Raw genomic sequence first — 19,041 nt, 5'->3', positions numbered from 1 at the left:
CGCTCACTCCTGAACGGTGACGTTCTGATCGAGGATGATCGACTGCACCCACGGGAACACCCACTCGGCCAGGGCGGCGAGCACCAGCACGACGAGCACGAGCACGAGGATCAGCCGGACCCACCAGGGTCCGGGGAGGACACGCCACAGCGCCGCGTACACGATCAGCCCTCCTGCGCCAGTGAAGGCGCGAGCTCGGCGGGCGCACCGGCCGAGCGGGGCTGCCACGACTCGAACACGCCGTAGGCGATGATCCGCTCCGCCGTCGAGTAGAGCGGATTGCAGCTCGTCAGCGTGATGAGCCGGTCGGTCGGTGCGACACCGGTGGTCCAGGGCACCGGGTCGATGACCTGCACGTCGGACGGCTGCACGTACTCGAGGTTGCGGAACCGGTAGGTGTACCAGCCGTCGGCCGTCTCGATGTAGATCGCATCGCCCAGCTGGAGCTCGTCGATGAGGTGCATCCCGCCTCCGTAGGCGCTGCGGTGGGCGGCGAGCGCGAAGTTGCCGACCTCGCCGGGCATCTGCGTGCCCGGGTAGTGGCCGATGCTGCCCTCGTCGAGGACGTTCGCGGCGTCGATCCCCTCGGCGATCGTCCGCACCCAGCCCTCGCCGTACCGCGGGATGTAGAGATTCCCGAACGAGGTGTCGAGAGCGGCCGCGGAGGCGACCACCGGCGTCCCGAAGTCGGCCGGCGCCGCTCCGGTGGCCTCGGTCGGCGCGGGAACCGGATCGACGGCGTCCCAGCTGTCGCGCAGCTCCGCCGCCTCCGACGTCTGCTGCCCCGCGATCACCGCGTCGTTCCACCACAGCTGCCAGCCGAGGAAGAGGAGGACGAGCGCCCCCGCCGTGATGAGCAGCTCGCCGAGGACGCCGAAGAACGAGAGCCGGCGACGCGGGCGTGCGCTCCTGCGCTTCGTGCGCGGGCGGAGCGGACCCGCCTCGGGCTGGTGGTCGGACATGCCCCGAGTCTAAGCCGGGCCCGTGAACGGCCGACCCTGCGGCGGGCGCCTGTGGACAGCTCTCCACAGGTCCCCCTCAGGCCGCACGCTCCCGGTCTCCCGCCCCGGCCCGGTACAGTGGTCGGCATGGCACGAGCGACGAAGAGCCCGAAGCCCGAGCGCGACGAAGCCCGTGCCGGTGAGCCCACTCCCAACCCGGTCTGGTTCAAGCCGGTGATGTTCGGCTTCATGCTGCTCGGGCTCGCGTGGATCATCGTCTTCTACGTCAGCCAGGGCGTCCTGCCGATCCCCGATCTCGGCAACCTCAACATCCTGATCGGCTTCGGCATCGCCTTCATCGGCTTCCTGATGACGACCCGCTGGCGCTGACCGCCTCCGTCTCGTGAACGACGCCCCGTCCGGCCCGCCGACGGGGCGTTCGTCGTCCGTGGCGCGACTCCGGGCGGCCGGCTGCGTCTTCGCGGAGGAGGAGGCCGAGCTCCTCGAGGAGGCCGCTCCCTCTCCCGACCTGCTCGAGGTCCTCCTGCGCCGGCGCGAGACCGGGGAGCCGCTCGAGCAGATCCTCGGCTGGGTCTCCTTCCGCGGTCTGCGCATCCCCGTGGCTCCCGGGGTCTTCGTCCCGCGGGTCCGCACGGAGTTCGTCGTGGACACGGCCCTGTCGATCCTCCGGAGCCCCACGGCGGTGGTCCTCGACCTGTGCTGCGGCGCCGGGGCGATCGGGCGGTCCCTCCTGGAGGAGCGTCCACGGCTCCGTCTGCGCGCGGCCGACATCTCCCCCGCCGCGGTCGCCTGCGCACGCCGCGCACTCGAGGGTCTCGCGACCGTCCATGAGGGCGACCTCTTCGCCGCCCTGCCCGACTCCGACCGCGGCACCCTCGACCTGGTCGTGGTGAACGCTCCCTACGTGCCGACCGGGGCGATCGCGCTGATGCCTCCCGAGGCCCGGCTGCACGAGCCCGTGCAGTCGCTCGACGGCGGCGACGACGGCCTCGCGCTGCACCGGCGGATCGCGCGGGAGTCGCGCGAGTGGCTGACTCCCGGCGGCGGGGTGGTCATCGAGTCGAGTCGTGAGCAGGCCGAGACGAGCGGTGCGGCCTTCGCCGCGGCCGGCTTCGCGACCGAGATCCGGTTCGACGACGACCGCGAGGCCACGGTCGTCGTTGCTCTGCTCGAGTGAACTACACGCGTGTAATTATCCCCAGGTGTGGAATCTCCTGTGGAGAACTCCGAGCGGGCCCGGTGGCAGCGGAGAACCGCGCCCGGCGAGCGAGATCGCTGCAACGACGGCGGTCCCCGCGCCGCGGCCCCGGGGGCCGGCGAATGACACCGGCGTAGTTCTCCCCAGTGTTAACAACTCTGTGGATAACTCCGTCCACAGCTGTGAGGAAGCGCTGTGGAGAGCGGTCCCTCGATCGCGATCCGGACGGTTCCCGGCGTGGGAGGCGCGCTAGGCGAGGACGTACGCCGCCGCGCTGACCGCCACGAGGCCGGCGCCGATCAGGCCGACGAGGAGGTTCTGGGTGCGGCGCTGCGAGCGCTGGCGGGTGCGGGTGTAGACGAGACCGATCAGGGCGCCGGCGACGAGGCCGCCGACGTGCGCCTGCCAGGCGACGTTCATCCCGGGCAGGAAGCCGATCACGAGGTTCAGCCCGACGAGGACCAGCAGCTGCGATGCCTGCCCGCCCAGGTGCCGCAGGATCACGAGGTACGCGCCCATGAGGCCGAAGATCGCTCCGGAGGCGCCGAGCACCGGGGTCAGCGGGTTCGACAGCAGCAGCACGCCGACCGACCCCGCGAAGCCGCTCAGGAGGAAGAGAGTGAGGTACCGGCCGCGGCCGAGCATCCGCTCGAGGACCATGCCGAACACCCACAGCGTGTACATGTTCAGCACGAGGTGGAACGGGATGACGAAGAAGAGGGACGTGCTGTGCAGGAAGACGGAGGTGAGCATCCGCCACGGCTCGAACCCGGCGCCGTAGCCGGGGAGCGTGTAGGCGGGGGCGTAGAGCAGGCCGCCGATGACCGTGTTGCCGACGAACGGGAGGATCTCGAGGATCCAGACCACGATGCAGAGGGCGATGATCGCGTAGGTGACCGTCGGCTGGTCGGCCCGGGTCATCGCCCGCACCCGCGAGAGCAGCGGTCCACGGGTGCGAGGGGCGGAGGCGCGCTGCTGCGCCATGTCGTCGGGGCAGATCACACCCACCGGCGCCGGAGTCTGGCACTCACCGCAGATCGTGCGCCCGCAGCGCTGGCAGCGCACGAAGCTCTGCCGGTCGGGGTGGCGGTAGCAGGCGTACGCGCTGCTCGGCGGGACCTGGGTCACGGACGTGCCTCCGGTGAGAACGAGGGCCGGATCCTGATGGACCCGGCCCTCGAGAGGATGGTGTCGGACGAGGCGATCAGGCCTCGGTGATCTCGACGCTGTCGATCACGACGTCGTCGAGCGGCTTGTCGCGACCATCGGTCGCCACGGTCGAGAGCGACTGGACGAGCTTCTTCGACTCCTCGTCGGCGACGGCGCCGAAGATGGTGTGCTTGCCCTGCAGCCACGTGGTCGGCGCGACGGTGATGAAGAACTGCGAGCCGTTCGTGCCGCGACCCGCCTGCTTGCCGGCGTTGGCCATCGCGAGGATGTAGGGCTCGGTGAAGTCGAGCTCGGGGCTGATCTCGTCGTCGAACTGGAAGCCGGGGCCGCCGATGCCCTGGCCGAGCGGGTCGCCGCCCTGGAGCATGAAGTCGGGGATGACGCGGTGGAACACGGTGCCGTTGTAGAGGGGCTCCGTGGTCTTCGCGCCGGTGGCGGGGTGGGTCCACTCGATCTCGCCGGTCGCGAGACCGACGAAGTTGCGGACCGTCTTGGGGGCGTGATTCCCGTAGAGGTTGACGACGATGTCGCCCTTGTTGGTGTGGAACGTCGCAACTGCGGTGTGCAAAGGCATGGGTGGATTCTCGCACAGCGCGTATGTAGGGCTCCGCAACGCCCGGTGTCAATGCGCTGGGTGCGCGATGCGGACGCCGCGCGATGAGTGGCAGTATTGACGCGTTCGCTGCTCGTAGCCGATGGAGGACCAACATGGGTCTGTCACGTAAGCACAAGAAGGACCTCAAGCGTCTCCGGAAGAACGCCGAGGCGGTCTGGAGCGAGCAGCAGGAAGTGCTGGCGCACGCCGCCTCTGTTCTCGAGAAGAGCCGCCGTCACGCGACCAAGTACGCGAAGAAGGAGGTCGTGCCCCTCGTCAAGGACACGTACCAGTCCCGCGTGAAGCCGGTCTACGACAACGGCGTCTCGGCGGTCGAGGGCACGTACTCGTCGGCCCGCGACGCCTACAAGCACAGGGTCCTCCCGACCTTCGCCGCTGTCGGAGGCACTGCCGCGGCCGCGTTCGAGGCCGCGAAGGACTCGAAGAACCGCGCGAAGCTCGCCGAGATCTCGAAGGCGCGCTGGGAGGAGCTGACCACTCCCCCGAAGAAGAAGAACAAGGCCGGCACGGTCTTCGCGATCGGCGCCGCACTCGTCGCCGTCGGCGGCATCGGCTACGCCGTCTGGCAGACGTTCCGCGCCGACGACGAGCTGTGGGTCGCCGAGGACGAGCCGGCCAGCGCCGCTCAGTCCCCCGCGTCGACCGCCTCCTGATCGACGGACTCCCGGACCGGATCTCGCCCAGCGAGGTCCGGTCCTTCCGTCTGTCCGGAGCCGGCGCGCTCCGGGGTTAGGCTTCTGCGGTGGACATCCGGGTCGCCGCGTACGGCGTGATCATCGACGGCGATCGCATGCTCCTCGCTCACTGGAGTCAGGGTCCGTGGGAGGCGTGGACGCTCCCCGGAGGCGGGATCGACGAGGGCGAGTCCCCCGCCGACGCCGCCGTCCGCGAGATCTTCGAGGAGACCGGGTTCCACGCCGAGCTCGAGGCTCTGATCGGCGTCGACTCGCACGTCATCCCGGCGCACCGCCGTAGCGTGCCGGAGGCGGGGCCGCTGCACGCGATCCGCGTGGTCTACCGCGCCCGCATCGTCGGCGGCGAGCTCACCCACGAGGTCGACGGCTCCACCGACGCCGCGGCGTGGTTCCCGCTGTCCGAGGTCGAGGGCCTCGAGCGCGTCGAGCTGGTCGATGTGGCGCTGGGCATGAACGAGGCCTGGCTCCTCCGCTGACGCCCTCGGGAATCGCTGCGGGTCGCCGGGTGTTCCCTCCTCCGTGATCATCGAGCTGTACACCTCCGCCTTCTGCGGCGCCTGCCACGCCGCGCGCGCCGTGCTGGAGCGGGCGGTCGAGCTCGTCCCGTCGGCCGAGATCCGCGAGCTCGACGTCGCGTTCCACCCCGTCGAGGCCGAGGCGGCCGGCGTCCGCTCGACTCCGACCGTCGTGGTGCGATCGGCGGAGGGGACGGCGGTGTTCCGGGCAGAGGGTGCGCCGTCGCTCCCCCAGGCCCTCTCGGCCCTCGCGCTGGCGCTCCCGCCCGTAGGGTGACCTCGGGAGGTCCCATGCGGTACGGCATCACGGCCGGCGGAGTCGCGCTCGCAGCGGCCGCCGCCCTCGCGCTCTCCGGGTGCGCGACAGAGCCGGCGTCGGAGGCCACTGTCGGCATCGGGCGCGGTGGGCAGTACGGCCAGGTGCTCGGGGTCGTCGTGGTCTGCTCGGGGGTCGTGAACGGCCTCGACCTCGCCGTCGACGACCGTTCTCCGCTCGAGATCGGCGACGGCATGCGGAGGATCACGCGCTGGGTCTCCCCCGACGTCGTCACGCAGCTCGGAGCGACGGATCTGGTGGGACGCACCGTCTGGCCGGCGGACACGGTGATCGACCGCTTCTCACCGGGAGTCGACTACGTCCTCGGCGCCTACGCCGACGACGAGTCCGTGCTCGCCCGCCCGGTGGTCTTCACCGCCGATCAGTTCGACAGCCTCTCGGTCGGCGAGATCATCGTCGGCGACATCCGCGACGGCACCTCCGAGACCCTCTCGGTGGAGAACTTCCTCGGCCTCGCCTGCCAACCGGCCTGACGGGTCGACATCCGTGAGAGCACCCGGCGCTTATTCAAGGTCAGGAACCCAAGGTTCACTGAGCTGACCGCATGAGTGGAGAAGGTGATCCGGATTCGTCGTGGCCGCGCACGACGTCCGAGACTCGACCGTGGTAGCGGTTCGGGGACGAGGTCGCCTCCCGACGGAGGATCCTCGCCGCCGCCGGTCCGTACGAGGCGGCCGTTCCACCCTTCATCGAGGACCTCGACCTCTCACTGCCGGGCGGACTCGTTGCGCTCAGCGAGGACGCAGGACGGGAGCGGCGGTCGCGCTGTCCGACGATCTCGACGCGGCCTCTGTCCTGACGATGCACAGGGCCCTCCTCGAGGAGTCGACCCCGACATGGTCGGGCACTGGCGTGACGACCAGGTCTGGATCGGCGGTGGCGCGCTCTCCCCCTACGCCGCCGCCTTCGTCCCGCCCCACCACGATCGCGTTCCGGCTCTGATGGACGATGTGATGGCTTTCGCGCGACGAGTCGATCTGCCGCTGATAGCTCAGCTCGCCGTCGCACACGCGCAGCTTTCCCGCTGCGGACGCCTCCGTCCGGACCCTCGTCGAGGCGGAGGTCCTGTCACGGTGGGGTACCAGCCGCCGCAACCGCTACTTCCAGGCGACGGGGGTCCTGGCGGCCCTCGACGCCTTCGGTGCGCGCGCGAGGCGGCGCAGCCGGAGACAGTGACGAGCGGCCTTCACCGGTCACACGGCCCGCCGGCAGTCGCGGAGCGCTGCTGGAATATGTGGAGCCTGGGAGAATCGAACTCCCGACATCCTGCTTGCAAAGCAGGCGCTCTACCAACTGAGCTAAGGCCCCGTGATCGGCCAGCCGATCAGGAGGGATCTACCGCCGGATGAAGGCGGAGGCGAGAATCGCGGGCCAGCGATTCTCGGCAGCCGACGCGACCCGCTCCGTGGAACGGGCCGCCTCGACGAGCCGACTGCGGAGAGCCGCGCTGGGAGCGGCTCTCGCAATGGGCACCGTGGGGGTACCAGGACTTGAACCTGGGACCTCTTCATTATCAGTGAAGCGCTCTAACCGCCTGAGCTATACCCCCGAATTGGCCAGATGAGACTCTACCTGACACAGCGTCAGAATCCCAATCGGCCGCTCCGGCCCTACTGGTTGGTGAACCCGACCAGCAGTCCGCCGGTGATCTTGACACTGAGGTTGTACAGCAGCGCCACGATCGCACCGAGGGCGGTGGTGACGATCGTGTTGAGCACCGCCACGACGACCGCGAAGCCCATGATCTGGGGCAGCGAGATGATCGTGTTGAGGTCGAACGCCTCCGCGCCGGCGATGTCCTGCACCAGGCCGTTGACCTGGTCGAAGACGCCCGTCTGCGCGAGCACCGTGTAGACGAGGTAGACGACGACGATCGTGATGATCGCGAGCGTGAGCCCGAGGAGGAACGACAGCTTGACGGCCGACCAGAAGTCGACGTAGACGAGCTTGAGTCGGACCTGCTTCGCCGCCGGGCTCTTCGCGGACTTCTTGGCGAGCTTCTCGGCGACGCTGCTACTCATCTACGGACCCATCCTCCTCCGACACCGGGCCGGATTCGGGAGACGCCGCTGCGGCGTCGGGATCCTCGTCCGGGGCGTCGAGATTGCGTTCGGTGTTCTTGGCGAGTGCGATGATGCGGTCGTCCTCTGCGAATCGTGCGAAGACGACTCCCATGGTGTCGCGACCCTTGGCCGGTACCTCGGCCACGGCAGAGCGTACCACCTTGCCGCTGGCGAGGACGACGAGCACCTCGTCGTCCTCTCCGGTGATGATCGCGCCCACCAGGTCGCCGCGCTTCTCCTCGAGCTTGGCCACCTTGATGCCCAGCCCGCCGCGGCCCTGGAGCCGGTACTGGTCGACCGCGGTGCGCTTCGCGTAGCCGCCCTCGGTGACCACGAACACGTAGCCCTCGTCGCTGACGACGTTGGCGTCGAGCAGGCGGTCGTCGCCGCGGAACGACATGCCCATCACTCCGGAGGTGGAGCGACCCATCGGGCGCAGCGCCGCGTCGGACGCGGTGAAGCGGATCGACATGCCCTTGCGGGAGACGAGCAGCACGTCGCTGTCGTCCTCCACCAGCAGCGCCGAGACCAGCTCGTCGCCCTCGCGGAGCTTGATCGCGATGATGCCGCCGGAGCGGTTGGTGTCGTACTCGAGCAGCGCGGTCTTCTTGACCAGCCCGTCCCGGGTGGCGAGCACGAGGTAGCGCGCGGCCTCGTAGTCGCGGATGTCGAGGATCTGCGCGATCTGCTCGCCGGGCTCGAGGGCGAGCAGGTTGGCGATGTGCTGACCCTTCGCGTCGCGGCTCGCCTCCTGCAGCTCGTAGGTCTTCGCGCGGTACACCCGTCCGGTGTTCGTGAAGAACAGCAGCCAGTGGTGCGTGGTGGTGACGAAGAAGTGCTCGACGATGTCGTCGGCCTTCAGCTGGGCGCCGCGCACTCCGCGACCGCCGCGGTGCTGCGCACGGTAGGAGTCGCTCCGGGTGCGCTTGAGGTAGCCGCCGCGGGTGACGGTGACGACCATCTCCTCCTCGGGGATCAGATCCTCGACGCTCATGTCCCCGTCGAAGCCGAAGAGGATCTCGGTGCGGCGGTCGTCGCCGAAGCGGTCGACGATCTCGTCGAGCTCCTCCGAGATGATGGTGCGCTGGCGCGAGGGGCTCGCGAGGATCGACTTGTAGTCCTCGATCTCGGCCTGGATGCGGTCGTGCTCGTCGACGATCTTCTGACGCTCGAGGGCGGCCAGACGGCGCAGCTGCATGTCGAGGATCGCGCGCGCCTGCACCTCGTCGATCTCGAGGAGCTCCATCAGGCCGTCGCGCGCCTCCTCGACGGTGGGGGAGCGGCGGATGAGCGCGATGACCTCGTCGAGCGCGTCGAGGGCCTTGAGGTAGCCGCGCAGGATGTGGATGCGCGCCTCGGCCTCGTCGAGGAGGTACTGGGTGCGCCGGACGATGACCTCGACCTGGTGGTCGACCCACGCGCGGATGAAGCCGTCGAGCGAGAGGGTGCGCGGGATGCCGTCGACGATCGCGAGCATGTTCGCGCCGAAGTTCTCCTGCAGCGGGGTGTGCTTGTAGAGATTGTTGAGCACGACCTTCGCGACCGCGTCGCGCTTCAGCACGACGACGAGGCGCTGGCCGGTGCGGCCCGAGGTCTCGTCGCGGATGTCGGCGATGCCCGAGACGCGGCCGTCCTTGACGAGCTCGGCGATCTTGATCGCGAGGTTGTCGGGGTTCACCTGGTACGGCAGCTCGGTGACGACGAGGCAGGTGCGGCCCTGGATCTCCTCGATCGAGACGACGGCGCGCATCGTGATCGAGCCGCGGCCCGTGCGGTACGCGTCCTGGATGCCGCGGACGCCGAGGATCTGCGCGCCGGTCGGGAAGTCGGGGCCCTTGATGCGCTGCAGCAGCGCCTCCAGGAGCTCCTCGCGCGACGCCTCCGGGTTCTCGAGCGCCCACTTGGCGCCGGCGGCCACCTCGCGCAGGTTGTGCGGCGGGATGTTCGTCGCCATGCCCACGGCGATGCCGACCGAGCCGTTGACGAGGAGGTTGGGGAAGCGGGCCGGGAGGATCGCCGGCTCGCGGGTGCGGCCGTCGTAGTTGTCCTGGAAGTCGACGGTGTTCTTGTCGATGTCCTTGACCATCTCGAGGGCCAGCGGAGACATCTTCGTCTCGGTGTACCGGGGGGCCGCCGCGCCGTCGTTGCCGGGCGAGCCGAAGTTGCCCTGTCCGAGCGCGAGCGGGTAGCGGAGGCTCCACGGCTGCACGAGGCGCACCAGCGCGTCGTAGATGGCGGAGTCGCCGTGCGGGTGGAACTGGCCCATGACGTCGCCGACGACGCGCGAGCACTTCGAGAACGCCTTGTCGGGCCGGTACCCGCCGTCGTACATGGCGTAGATCACGCGGCGGTGCACGGGCTTGAGGCCGTCGCGCACCTCGGGGAGCGCGCGGCCCACGATGACGCTCATCGCGTAGTCGAGGTAGGAGCGCTGCATCTCGAGCTGGAGGTCGACCGGCTCGATCTTGTCGTGACCGTGGATCACGACACCGGTCTCGGTGACGATGTCCTCGCCCTCGGAGGGGCCGGTGGGGGTGGTGGGTTCGTCTGCCATGATCTCTGGTCTCTCAGGTGGGTCCGGGGCCCGGGTTCGTAGCGGCGCCGGTCGCGCTGGGTGTCAGGTGGTGAGGTGGTGGGCGGGTGGTTGAACCCCGCTGTCAGCTTCTCGTCTGGAATGCGACCCATTGAGGGTCGCCGTCACGTTCTCGAGGTGGTTGCGACGGCGGTCCACCGGACCGCCGGGCTACCGCCTTTCGAAGGACGTGCGTTTTCTCGACATCAGATGTCGAGAAAACGCACGTCCTTCGCATTCTTCTGGATGAAGGAGCGGCGCGACTCGACGTCCTCGCCCATCAGGGTCGAGAAGATCTCGTCGGCCGCGGCCGCGTCGTCGAGGGTGACCTGGAGGAGGGTCCGCGTCGCGGGGTCCATCGTGGTCTCCCACAGCTCCTTGTAGTCCATCTCGCCGAGACCCTTGTAGCGCTGGATCCCGTTCTCCTTCGGCATGCGCTTGTTCGTCGCCGCGCCGTGTGCCAGCAGGGCGTCGCGCTCGCGGTCGCTGTAGACGTACTCGTGCGGCGAGTTCGACCACTTGAGGCGGTAGAGCGGCGGCTGCGCGAGGTAGACGTAGCCGAGGTCGATCAGCGGGCGCATGTAGCGGAACAGCAGCGTCAGCAGCAGCGTCGTGATGTGCTGGCCGTCGACGTCGGCGTCGGCCATCAGGATGATCTTGTGGTACCGGGCCTTGTCGGGGTTGAAGTCCTCGCCGATGCCGGCACCGAAGGCGGTGATCATCGCCTGGACCTCGTTGTTGCCGAGGGCGCGGTCGAGCCGCGCCTTCTCGACGTTGAGGATCTTGCCGCGGAGGGGGAGGATCGCCTGGGTCTCGGGGTTGCGGCCCTGCACGGCCGAGCCGCCCGCGGAGTCGCCCTCGACGATGAAGATCTCCGAGATCGACGGGTCCTTCGACTGGCAGTCCTTGAGCTTGCCGGGCATCCCGCCGCCCTCGAGGAGGCCCTTGCGGCGGGCGGTCTCCCGCGCCTTCCGGGCGGCCATCCGCGCGGAGGCGGCCTGGATCGCCTTGCGGATGATGTCCTTGGCCTGGTTGGGGTTGCGGTCGAACCAGTCGGCGAGCTGCTCGCCGGCCACGCGCTGCACGAACGCCTTGGCCTCGGTGTTGCCGAGCTTCGTCTTGGTCTGGCCCTCGAACTGCGGCTCGCCGAGCTTGATCGACACGACGGCGGTCAGGCCCTCGCGGATGTCGTCGCCGGAGAGGTTCTCGTCCTTCTCCTTCAGCAGGTTGTTCGCGCGGGCGTACTTGTTCACGAGGGTCGTCAGCGCGGCGCGGAAGCCCTCCTCGTGGGTGCCGCCCTCGTGGGTGTTGATCGTGTTCGCGTAGGTGTGGACGCTCTCGGTGTACGCCGTCGTCCACTGCATCGCGACCTCGAGCGAGATGCGCCGCTCGGTGTCCTCCGACTCGAAGTCGATGATCTCGGAGTGCACGAGATCGGACTTCTTGAGCGAGTTGATGTACTCGACGTAGTCGACGAGGCCCTTCTCGTAGAGGAAGACGTCGCTGCGGGGACCGGACGTCTCGTCCTCGCCCTCGCCGTCGAACTCGACCTCGTTCTCGTCGGTCAGCGCGATGCGCAGGCCCTTGTTGAGGAACGCCATCTGCTGGAACCGGGCGCGGAGCGTCTCGTAGTCGAACTCGACGGTCTCGAAGATCCCGGCGTTGGGCCAGAAGGTGATGCTGGTGCCGGTCTCGTCGCTCGCCTCGCCCTGGCTGAGGGGCGCCTCCGGGACGCCGTCGGCGAAGGTCATGCGGTAGACCGCGCCCTGGCGCTTGACCTCGACCTCGAGCCTGCTCGACAGAGCGTTGACGACGGACGAGCCGACGCCGTGCAGGCCGCCCGAGACCGCGTAGCCGCCTCCGCCGAACTTGCCGCCGGCGTGCAGCACCGTGAGGACGAGCTCGACGGTCGAGATGCCCTCGGTGGGGTGCATGTCGACGGGGATGCCGCGGCCGTTGTCGGTGACGGTCACGCCTCCGTCGGCGCGCATCACCACCTCGATGTCGTCGCAGTAGCCCGCGAGCGCCTCGTCGACGGCGTTGTCGACGATCTCGTAGACCAGGTGGTGCAGACCGCGCGGGCCCGTCGACCCGATGTACATGCCGGGGCGCTTGCGGACCGCCTCGAGGCCCTCGAGGACCTGGATCTGATTCGCGCCGTAGTCGCCGGACGACTTCGTCGACATGCTCTCGTGCGGAGCGGTCTCCTGGGGAACGGTCTCCTGGGGAGCGGTCTCCTGGAAAGCAGAGGGAGCGGTGGAGCCGTTCGCATCCAGGTCGTTCGTGGCGGGTGACGTGGAGTCGGTCGGCTCGGGGGTCATAGCTGTGGAGTTCTCCTCTGACGGTCCGACTCGACGCATCCGATGGTCGGAGGATCTCGGCTCGCAAGATCGTGCGGACGGGGCGTCGCTGCGGTTCGGCGGCCCTCCATTCTACCTCGGAACGGGGTCGGCTCGAGGCGCTGAGCGGCGATCTGACGGCCGAATCCTCCGTGGTCGACCTAAAATGCGTCCTCAGCCGTAGGTATCGCGCGGACCACGCCCTGGAATCGACCTGGGGCCCTTTTTCCAGTTCGGGACGTCGGGGCCCTGGAATCGGATCGACGAGATGCCCGCGTCGGAGTAGTTCACCGCGATGTGATTCATGATCTCGATCCGCATCAGCCGCAGCTGCGTCGACCACGCCGTCGACTCGCAGGCGACGGTGAGCACACCGTCGACGACGCCGAGCGGAGTCGAGTGCTTCGCCGTCTCCTCGCCCGCGATCGCGGTCCACGACGAGATCAGATCGCCCTGGGCCAGGGGAGCGGTCCAGCCGAGCTTCTTGGTGAGTCCGTCCAGCACGTCGCCGAGGTCGTGCGGGTCGCGGCCCTTCCCGAAGGGGATCGCGTCGCCCTTGGGCTCCGCGCGCTCGATCGTCTTGCGGATGCGGCGCGGGCCGTCGCCTCCGAAGACCTCCTTGAGGTGGCGGTAGACGCGTGCGGCCTCGGAGTCGGGGGCGGGGGAGCCGCGCCGCGGAGCGTCAGCCACGGTCGGGCTCCTGGAGCGCGGGCTCCGGCTCGGACTCCGACTCCGGCTCCGGCTCCGGCTCCGGCTCCGGCTCCGGCTCCGGCTCGACGATGCTGCCCGCCTCGATGCGCACGGTGTGCGCCGCGAGGGCTGCCGGAACGTCGTCGAACACGGCCGCGGTGATGAGCACCTGCTCGTAGTCGGCGACCACGGAGGCGAGTCGCTCCCGCCGCCGCGCGTCCAGCTCGGCGAACACGTCGTCGAGCATGAGCACGGGATCGCCCATCGGGGAGTCGCGGCGGAGCAGCTCGGCCGCCCCGAGCTTGAGCGCGAGCGCGAACGACCAGCTCTCGCCGTGGCTCGCGTAGCCCTTGGCCGGCAGCCCGTTGAGCTCGAACTGCACGTCGTCGCGGTGCGGACCGACCAGCGAGACGCCCCGATCGAGCTCGCGGCGGCGGACCGAGGCGAGAGCCGTCGCGAAGGTCTCGGCCAGCGCCCGACCATCGACGGCCTCGGGGGAGTCGGCGGCATCGAGCGGCTCGTCGTCGTCGTCCACCGCGCCCTCGATGCTGAGCCGCGACCGCAGCAGCGGGCGCTGGTCGGCGCCGGCGACGGCCTCGTAGGCGCCGCGGACCGGACCGCTCAGCTCCTCGACGAGGGTCAGGCGCGACTGCATGATCTCGGAGCCCAGCGCGATCAGGCGCTCGTCCCAGATGTCGAGCGTGCCGAGCTTCGAGGTGTCGCGGATCCCGCTCGCGCGCGCCGACTTCAGCAGCGAGTTGCGCTGCCGGAGCACGCGCTCGTAGTCGGCCTGCACCGCGCTCATCCGCGGGGAGCGGAGCACGACCAGCTGGTCGAGGAAGCGCCGGCGGGCGGAGGGATCGCCGCGGATCAGGAGGAGGTCCTCCGGCGCGAAGAGCACGCTCGAGAAGAAGCGGGGCAGCTCGCGCGGCTTGATGCCGCCGCGGTTGATCTGCGCGCGGTTGGGGGAGGAGCGGTTGATCTGCACCTCGGCGAGCAGGTCGCGGTCGGCGTTGCGGAGCCGGGCGCGGATCACGGCGCTGTCGCGACCCGCGCGGATGAGCGCTTGATCGGTCGACACCCGGTGCGATCCGAGGGTGGAGAGGTAGCCGAGCGACTCGACCAGGTTCGTCTTGCCCTGCCCGTTGCGTCCGACGAACAGGTTCGGCCCCGGCACCAGCGCCACGTCGACGGAGGCGTAGTTGCGGAAGTCGCTCAGCGCCAGCTGCGTCACCTGCACGCCACCACCTCCTCCACTTCTCCGGCCGGCAGAGCGACCCGCTGACTCCGGTGGGTCTCGATACGCCCTCTGCGCGGGCTACTCGACCAGCATGCAGTGCGGCTGGCTACCTGCAGCGACACCGTCCTCTGCGGTTAACACCCCGACGCTGCGGCACCCCGCCTCTGACGGAGGTGGCCGCAGGCCCACCACTCGAACGAGGTCGCGGCAGCCTCCCCGAGGAGCAGGCGGCCGTAGGCCCGCCGCCACCATGAGAGCATCTCGTGCCTCATGGTGGCGGCGGGCCGGAGGGCGCCGTTCGCGACCGGCTCCCTGGGACGTCACCGTCTCGAGAAGCCGACTGCGTGAGGACTGACGCAGTCAGTCCGAACCGATGGACTCAGTCCACCGCCTTGACGGAGTGCCCGCCGAACTGGTTGCGGAGCGCCGCGACCGCCTTCATCGCGGGGGAGTCCTCCTGGCGCGAGACGAAGCGGGCGAAGATCGAGGCGCTGATCGTGGGCACCGGGACGGCGTTGTTGATCGCCTCCTCGATGGTCCAGCGGCCCTCTCCGGAGTCCTGGACGAAGCCCTCGATGTTCTTGAACTCCGGGTCCTGCTCGAGGGCGCGGACGAGGAGCTCGAGGAGCCAGGAGCGGACGACCGTGCCGCGCTGCCACGCCTTGAAGGTGCCGGTGACGTCCTTGATGATGTCGTCGCGGGTCTCGAGCAGCTCGTAGCCCTCGGCGAACGCCTGCATCAGCGCGTACTCGATGCCGTTGTGGACCATCTTCGCGTAGTGGCCGGCTCCGACCTCACCGACGTGGACGAAGCCCTCCTCGCGGGGGCCCTCGGGGCGCAGCGCGTCGAAGACGGGCATGGCGTACTCGACGAGCTCCTTGGGCCCGCCGACCATCAGGCCGTAGCCGTTCTGGAGTCCCCACACGCCGCCGGAGACGCCGGCGTCGATGTAGTGGATGCCCTGCGGCTTGAGCAGTGCGTCGTGCTTGAAGTCCTCGGTGAAGCGGGAGTTGCCGCCGTCGATGACGAGGTCGCCCTCGCTGAGCTTCTCGGAGAGGTCCTTGACGACCGCGTCCGTGATCTCGCCGGCCGGGACCATGACCCAGACGATGCGCGGGCTGGGCAGCGCCGCGATCATCTCGTCGAGGGAGGCGGCGTCAGAGACGTCCGGATTGCGGTCGTAGCCGGTGACCTCGACGCCCTTCTCACGGAGGCGGGAGCGCATGTTGTCGCCCATCTTGCCGAGTCCGACGAGTCCGATGTGCATGGTGAACCTTCCTGGAGTTCGATGTCCGGCGGGCGGGCGCTCGTCGGGAGCGGTGCGGTCGCGACGATGCGAGGGAGCGGAGGGGGAGTGACGGGGCCGGGCCGGCGACGTCAGCGCAGCAGCAGGTTGGGCTGCAGCAGGTAGCGGTAGCTGTCGGTGCCGGGCTGGTCGCGCGAGGTCTGCGCGGTGATCAGCACGGGGCCGGGCTTGTTGGGGTTCTCGGTCTTCGTGAACGCGATGCGCACGAACTCCGAGTGCACGGCGGCGAGCCCGTCGAGCAGGAACTGGGGCTTGAGCGAGACGACCACGTCGGTGCCCGTGACGATCGCGTCGATCGTCTCGGACGCCTGCGCCTGCTCCGACCCGATGGCCTCGAGGGTCAGTCCGTCGCTGCTGAAGCTGAAGCGCAGGGCGGCCTCGCGCTCGAGGACGAGCGAGACGCGGCGGGTGGCCTCGATCAGGTCGCTGGTCGACATGACCGCGTAGTTCTCGACGGAGGCGGGGAAGAGGCGCTTGACGGGCGGGAAGTTGCCCTTGATCAGCAGCGACGTCACGGTCTTGCGGTCCGCGGTGAAGGCGATGAGCTCACGCTCGTCGCGATGGGTGATCGCGACCGACACGGTGCCGGAGTGGCCGAAGGTCTTGCCGACCTCCTGGAGGGTCCGGGCGGGCACGAGGGCGGTCAGCGGCTCGCTCGGCGCGGGGTTGTCGCCGTTGTCCCAGTCGATCTCGCGGACGGCGACGCGGTAGCGGTCCGTCGCGACGAGTCCGATGGTGTTCTCGGTGATCTCGAGCTGGACGCCGGTGATGACGGGGGTGACGTCGTCGCGGGAGGCGGCGACGGCGACCTGCGAGATCGCCGCCGAGAAGGCGTCCGCCGGCACGAGACCGGTCGAGGCGTCGATCTCGGGGATGCTCGGGTACTCCTCGACCGGCATCTGCAGCAGCGTGAAGTGCGCGGAGCCCGCCGAGACCGAGACGCGGGACTCGTCGGTCGAGATGCGGACGGGTGCGTTGGGGAGACGGTTCGCGATGTCCGCGAGGAGGCGACCCGAGACGAGGACCGTCCCGGTCTCTTCGACGTCGGCCGCGATCTGCGTCTGCGCCGACACCTCGTAGTCGAACGACGAGAGGGTGAGCCCCTCGCTCGTCGCCTCGATGAGGATGCCCGAGAGGATCGGCAGAGTCGTGCGCTGCGGGAGCAGCTTGACCGCGAAGGACACCGCCTCGCTGAAGACGTCGCGGTTGGCTTGGAACCTCACAAGTGCACCCCTGACGAGTCGTGGACGAAGACCGACGCCCATCGTACTCGTCAGCTCCACCGCGCCTGGAAGCAGGGCGGGGCGCTGCTCGGTCCGAGGTCTGTGGAGAGGTTGTCGTTCGCCCCCTCATGAAGAGAGAACTGCGTTAACAGTGTTAACACGTGTGGAAACTGTGGAAAACCGTCGGGGCCCCTACTCCCGAGGGAGATGCGGGCCCCACCCCTCTGTGGAGGAGCTGTGAGCGCGGCGGTGGACGCCCTGGGGATGGATCTGCGCCGACCGTCGTCATTCCACAGGGGCGGCGTCCGGGCGCACAGTTCGAGGCCGGTTGTCCACAGTTATCCACAGGTTGCTCACACGTGTGGAAATCGTCCGGATTCGTTCGATGCGTCGAACGCGGGGCGTCGCGAAGGAGCCGTCGAGCGGGCGCGAGGGGCTGTCAGCGGCCTCTTCCGACGCCAGTGGATCTCGATGCGCCCGCTGCGCGGGCTACTCGATCAGCAGGGGGAGGCATCGCTCTCGGATCGCACAGCGGCCCTCACAGCCGCCGGCGGAGCTGCCCGCTCGAGGCCTGCCTGCTGGTCGAGCAGCGGACGAGGCGTATCGAGTCCCCCGTCGGCGCGCGGAGAGTGAAGGCACCCTCGTCCGACCACGCCCGGCGCGGTCAGCGGGCCGAGGCCGGACGGGCGCTCAGCGGTTCGTCTTGATGCGGGTGGTCAGCTCGGTGACCTGGTTGTAGATGCTGCGGCGCTCCTTCATGAGCTCCGAGATCTTCTTGTTGGCGTACATCACCGTCGTGTGGTCGCGATTGCCGAAGAGCTGGCCGATCTTGGGCAGCGAGAGGTTCGTCAGCTCGCGGCACAGGTACATCGCGATCTGGCGCGCCGTCGCCACGGCCTGCGAGCGCGAGGAGCCGTAGAGGTCGTCGACCGTCAGCTTGAAGTAGTCGGCGGTGTGGTTGATGATCTCGACCGGCGAGATGACGTTGTCCTCGTCGAGCGTGATCAGGTCCTTCAGCACTGTCTGCACCAGCGACATGTCGACCGGGGTGCGGTTCAGGCTCGCGAACGCGGTGACGCGGATGAGCGTCCCCTCGAGCTCGCGGATGTTGCTCGACACCTTCGAGGCCATGAACTCGAGGATGTCGTCGGGCACCAGCAGCTTCTCGCTGACGGCCTTCTTGCGGAGGATCGCGATGCGGGTCTCGAGGTCGGGCGCCTGCACATCCGTGATCAGACCCCACTCGAACCGCGAGCGCATGCGGTCCTCGAAGCCGGTCAGCGCCTTGGGCGGCAGGTCCGAGGTGATCACGACCTGCTTGTTGTGGTCGTGCAGCTGGTTGAAGGTGTGGAAGAACGCCTCCTGCGTCTCGGCCTTGCCCTGCAGGAACTGGATGTCGTCGATCAGGAGGATGTCGACGTTGCGGTACCGGCCGTGGAAGGCGTTGCCCCGGTTGTTCGCGATCGAGTTGATGAAGTCGTTCGTGAACTCCTCGGAGGAGACGTAGCGCACCCGGATGCCGGGGTAGAGGCTCATCGCGTAGTGGCCGATGGCGTGCAGGAGGTGGGTCTTGCCGAGCCCCGAGTCGCCGTAGACGAACAGCGGGTTGTACGCCTTCGCGGGGGCCTCGGCCACGGCGACCGCTGCGGCGTGCGCGAAGCGGTTGGAGCCTCCGATGACGAAGTTGTCGAAGCTGTACTTGGGGTTGAGGCGCGTGTCGGTCGCGGGGACCGTCCGGAGCTCCTCGACCACGCGGACCGGGGCGACGGCCGCCGAGGAGCCGGTGATCGGCTCGAACGGGTTCATCGACTCCGACTGCGACGGCGGGGTCATCGGCTCGTGCTCGATGTCGGGATTGACCACGAAGGCGAACGTCGAGACCCCGAAGGAGTCGTCGAGGGTGCCGATCGCGCTCAGGAGCGGAACGCGGACGCGCTGCTCGAGCATGCCCCGGGTGAACTCGTTCGGGACCTCGAGGTAGAAGGTGCCGGCCATGATGCCCTTGGGCTCCACCAGCGAGACGAACCCGTAGAGGGGAGCGGTGATCCGCTCGTCCTGCGAGAGAGCTCCGAGGATCACGTTCCACGCGTCGACCATCGACGTGTCGTCTGCCAT

18 protein-coding genes and 2 tRNA genes are annotated in these 19,041 nt (G+C 69.1%); 6 read left to right on the top strand and 14 right to left on the bottom strand.

Annotation, left to right across the window (positions count from 1 at the left end; genetic code table 11):
* Positions 1–3: 3 nt before the first annotated feature.
* Together GSU68_RS19595 and GSU68_RS00095 are read right to left on the bottom strand one after the other, a co-directional pair.
* Positions 4–162 carry a hypothetical protein gene (locus tag GSU68_RS19595; RefSeq protein ID WP_167305269.1) on the bottom strand — a complete coding sequence of 53 codons (159 nt, stop codon included), beginning with the start codon at positions 160–162 and terminating at the stop codon, positions 4–6.
* Positions 163–164: 2 nt separating this feature from the next.
* Complete coding sequence (locus GSU68_RS00095) at positions 165–962, bottom strand: class E sortase (protein WP_159905114.1); 798 nt, start codon at positions 960–962, stop codon at positions 165–167.
* Between the two features lie 126 nt (positions 963–1,088).
* On the opposite strand from GSU68_RS00095, the gene GSU68_RS00090 reads away from it, so the two are divergent.
* Together GSU68_RS00090 and GSU68_RS00085 are read left to right on the top strand one after the other, a co-directional pair.
* Positions 1,089–1,331, top strand: a complete 243-nt coding sequence (locus GSU68_RS00090; RefSeq protein ID WP_159905113.1) for a cell division protein CrgA — start codon at positions 1,089–1,091, stop codon at positions 1,329–1,331.
* Positions 1,332–1,389: 58 nt separating this feature from the next.
* A complete protein-coding gene (locus GSU68_RS00085; RefSeq protein ID WP_159905112.1) occupies positions 1,390–2,139 on the top strand; it encodes a putative protein N(5)-glutamine methyltransferase in 750 nt (249 codons plus the stop codon).
* A 270-nt stretch (positions 2,140–2,409) separates the two neighbouring features.
* On the opposite strand, the gene GSU68_RS00080 is transcribed toward GSU68_RS00085, so the two are convergent.
* Together GSU68_RS00080 and GSU68_RS00075 are read right to left on the bottom strand one after the other, a co-directional pair.
* Positions 2,410–3,288, bottom strand: a complete 879-nt coding sequence (locus GSU68_RS00080; RefSeq protein WP_159905111.1) for a rhomboid family intramembrane serine protease — start codon at positions 3,286–3,288, stop codon at positions 2,410–2,412.
* A 76-nt stretch (positions 3,289–3,364) separates the two neighbouring features.
* Entirely contained in the window at positions 3,365–3,904 is a 540-nt protein-coding gene (locus GSU68_RS00075; RefSeq protein WP_056039865.1) for a peptidylprolyl isomerase, read from the bottom strand.
* Positions 3,905–4,038: 134 nt separating this feature from the next.
* On the opposite strand from GSU68_RS00075, the gene GSU68_RS00070 reads away from it, so the two are divergent.
* From GSU68_RS00070 to GSU68_RS00055, 4 genes are all read left to right on the top strand, one after another.
* The gene (locus GSU68_RS00070; protein ID WP_159905110.1) at positions 4,039–4,599 is read left to right on the top strand and encodes a hypothetical protein; all 561 of its coding nucleotides are present in this window, start codon (positions 4,039–4,041) and stop codon (positions 4,597–4,599) included.
* Between the two features lie 89 nt (positions 4,600–4,688).
* On the top strand, positions 4,689–5,117 hold the full coding sequence (locus GSU68_RS00065) for an NUDIX hydrolase (RefSeq protein WP_159905109.1): 429 nt from the start codon (positions 4,689–4,691) through the stop codon (positions 5,115–5,117).
* A 43-nt stretch (positions 5,118–5,160) separates the two neighbouring features.
* Positions 5,161–5,433 (top strand): glutaredoxin domain-containing protein, encoded by a 273-nt coding sequence (locus GSU68_RS00060; RefSeq protein WP_159905108.1) that lies wholly within the window; start codon positions 5,161–5,163, stop codon positions 5,431–5,433.
* A gap of 14 nt (positions 5,434–5,447) precedes the next feature.
* On the top strand, positions 5,448–5,966 hold the full coding sequence (locus GSU68_RS00055) for a hypothetical protein (RefSeq protein ID WP_159905107.1): 519 nt from the start codon (positions 5,448–5,450) through the stop codon (positions 5,964–5,966).
* A 762-nt stretch (positions 5,967–6,728) separates the two neighbouring features.
* Here the strand turns inward: GSU68_RS00055 and GSU68_RS00050 are convergent.
* From GSU68_RS00050 to dnaA, 10 genes are all read right to left on the bottom strand, one after another.
* Positions 6,729–6,801: transfer RNA gene (locus tag GSU68_RS00050), tRNA-Ala, on the bottom strand.
* Between the two features lie 167 nt (positions 6,802–6,968).
* Positions 6,969–7,042 (bottom strand) — tRNA-Ile (locus tag GSU68_RS00045).
* A 61-nt stretch (positions 7,043–7,103) separates the two neighbouring features.
* A complete protein-coding gene (locus tag GSU68_RS00040) occupies positions 7,104–7,514 on the bottom strand; it encodes a DUF3566 domain-containing protein (protein WP_159905106.1) in 411 nt (136 codons plus the stop codon).
* On the bottom strand, positions 7,507–10,110 hold the full coding sequence (gene gyrA / locus GSU68_RS00035) for a DNA gyrase subunit A (RefSeq protein ID WP_159905105.1): 2,604 nt from the start codon (positions 10,108–10,110) through the stop codon (positions 7,507–7,509). The genes GSU68_RS00040 and gyrA overlap by 8 nt, the downstream gene beginning before the upstream one ends.
* A 224-nt stretch (positions 10,111–10,334) precedes the next feature.
* Positions 10,335–12,314, bottom strand: a complete 1,980-nt coding sequence (gene gyrB / locus GSU68_RS00030) for a DNA topoisomerase (ATP-hydrolyzing) subunit B (RefSeq protein ID WP_159910055.1) — start codon at positions 12,312–12,314, stop codon at positions 10,335–10,337.
* Between the two features lie 327 nt (positions 12,315–12,641).
* Positions 12,642–13,157, bottom strand: coding sequence for a DciA family protein (locus tag GSU68_RS00025; protein ID WP_159905104.1), 516 nt, complete (start codon positions 13,155–13,157; stop codon positions 12,642–12,644).
* Entirely contained in the window at positions 13,150–14,397 is a 1,248-nt protein-coding gene (gene recF / locus GSU68_RS00020) for a DNA replication/repair protein RecF (RefSeq protein ID WP_159905103.1), read from the bottom strand. The genes GSU68_RS00025 and recF overlap by 8 nt, the downstream gene beginning before the upstream one ends.
* Before the next feature lie 379 nt (positions 14,398–14,776).
* Positions 14,777–15,664, bottom strand: a complete 888-nt coding sequence (gene gnd / locus GSU68_RS00015; protein ID WP_159905102.1) for a phosphogluconate dehydrogenase (NAD(+)-dependent, decarboxylating) — start codon at positions 15,662–15,664, stop codon at positions 14,777–14,779.
* A gap of 110 nt (positions 15,665–15,774) precedes the next feature.
* Complete coding sequence (gene dnaN / locus GSU68_RS00010) at positions 15,775–16,926, bottom strand: DNA polymerase III subunit beta (RefSeq protein ID WP_159905101.1); 1,152 nt, start codon at positions 16,924–16,926, stop codon at positions 15,775–15,777.
* Positions 16,927–17,616: 690 nt separating this feature from the next.
* Entirely contained in the window at positions 17,617–19,041 is a 1,425-nt protein-coding gene (gene dnaA / locus GSU68_RS00005) for a chromosomal replication initiator protein DnaA (protein ID WP_159905100.1), read from the bottom strand.

The sequence above is a fragment of the Rathayibacter sp. VKM Ac-2759 genome (assembly GCF_009834225.1).
GTDB lineage: Bacteria > Actinomycetota > Actinomycetes > Actinomycetales > Microbacteriaceae > Rathayibacter.
Note: the sequence above shows the minus strand (reverse complement) of the source record. Positions and strands in the feature narration are given on the sequence as shown.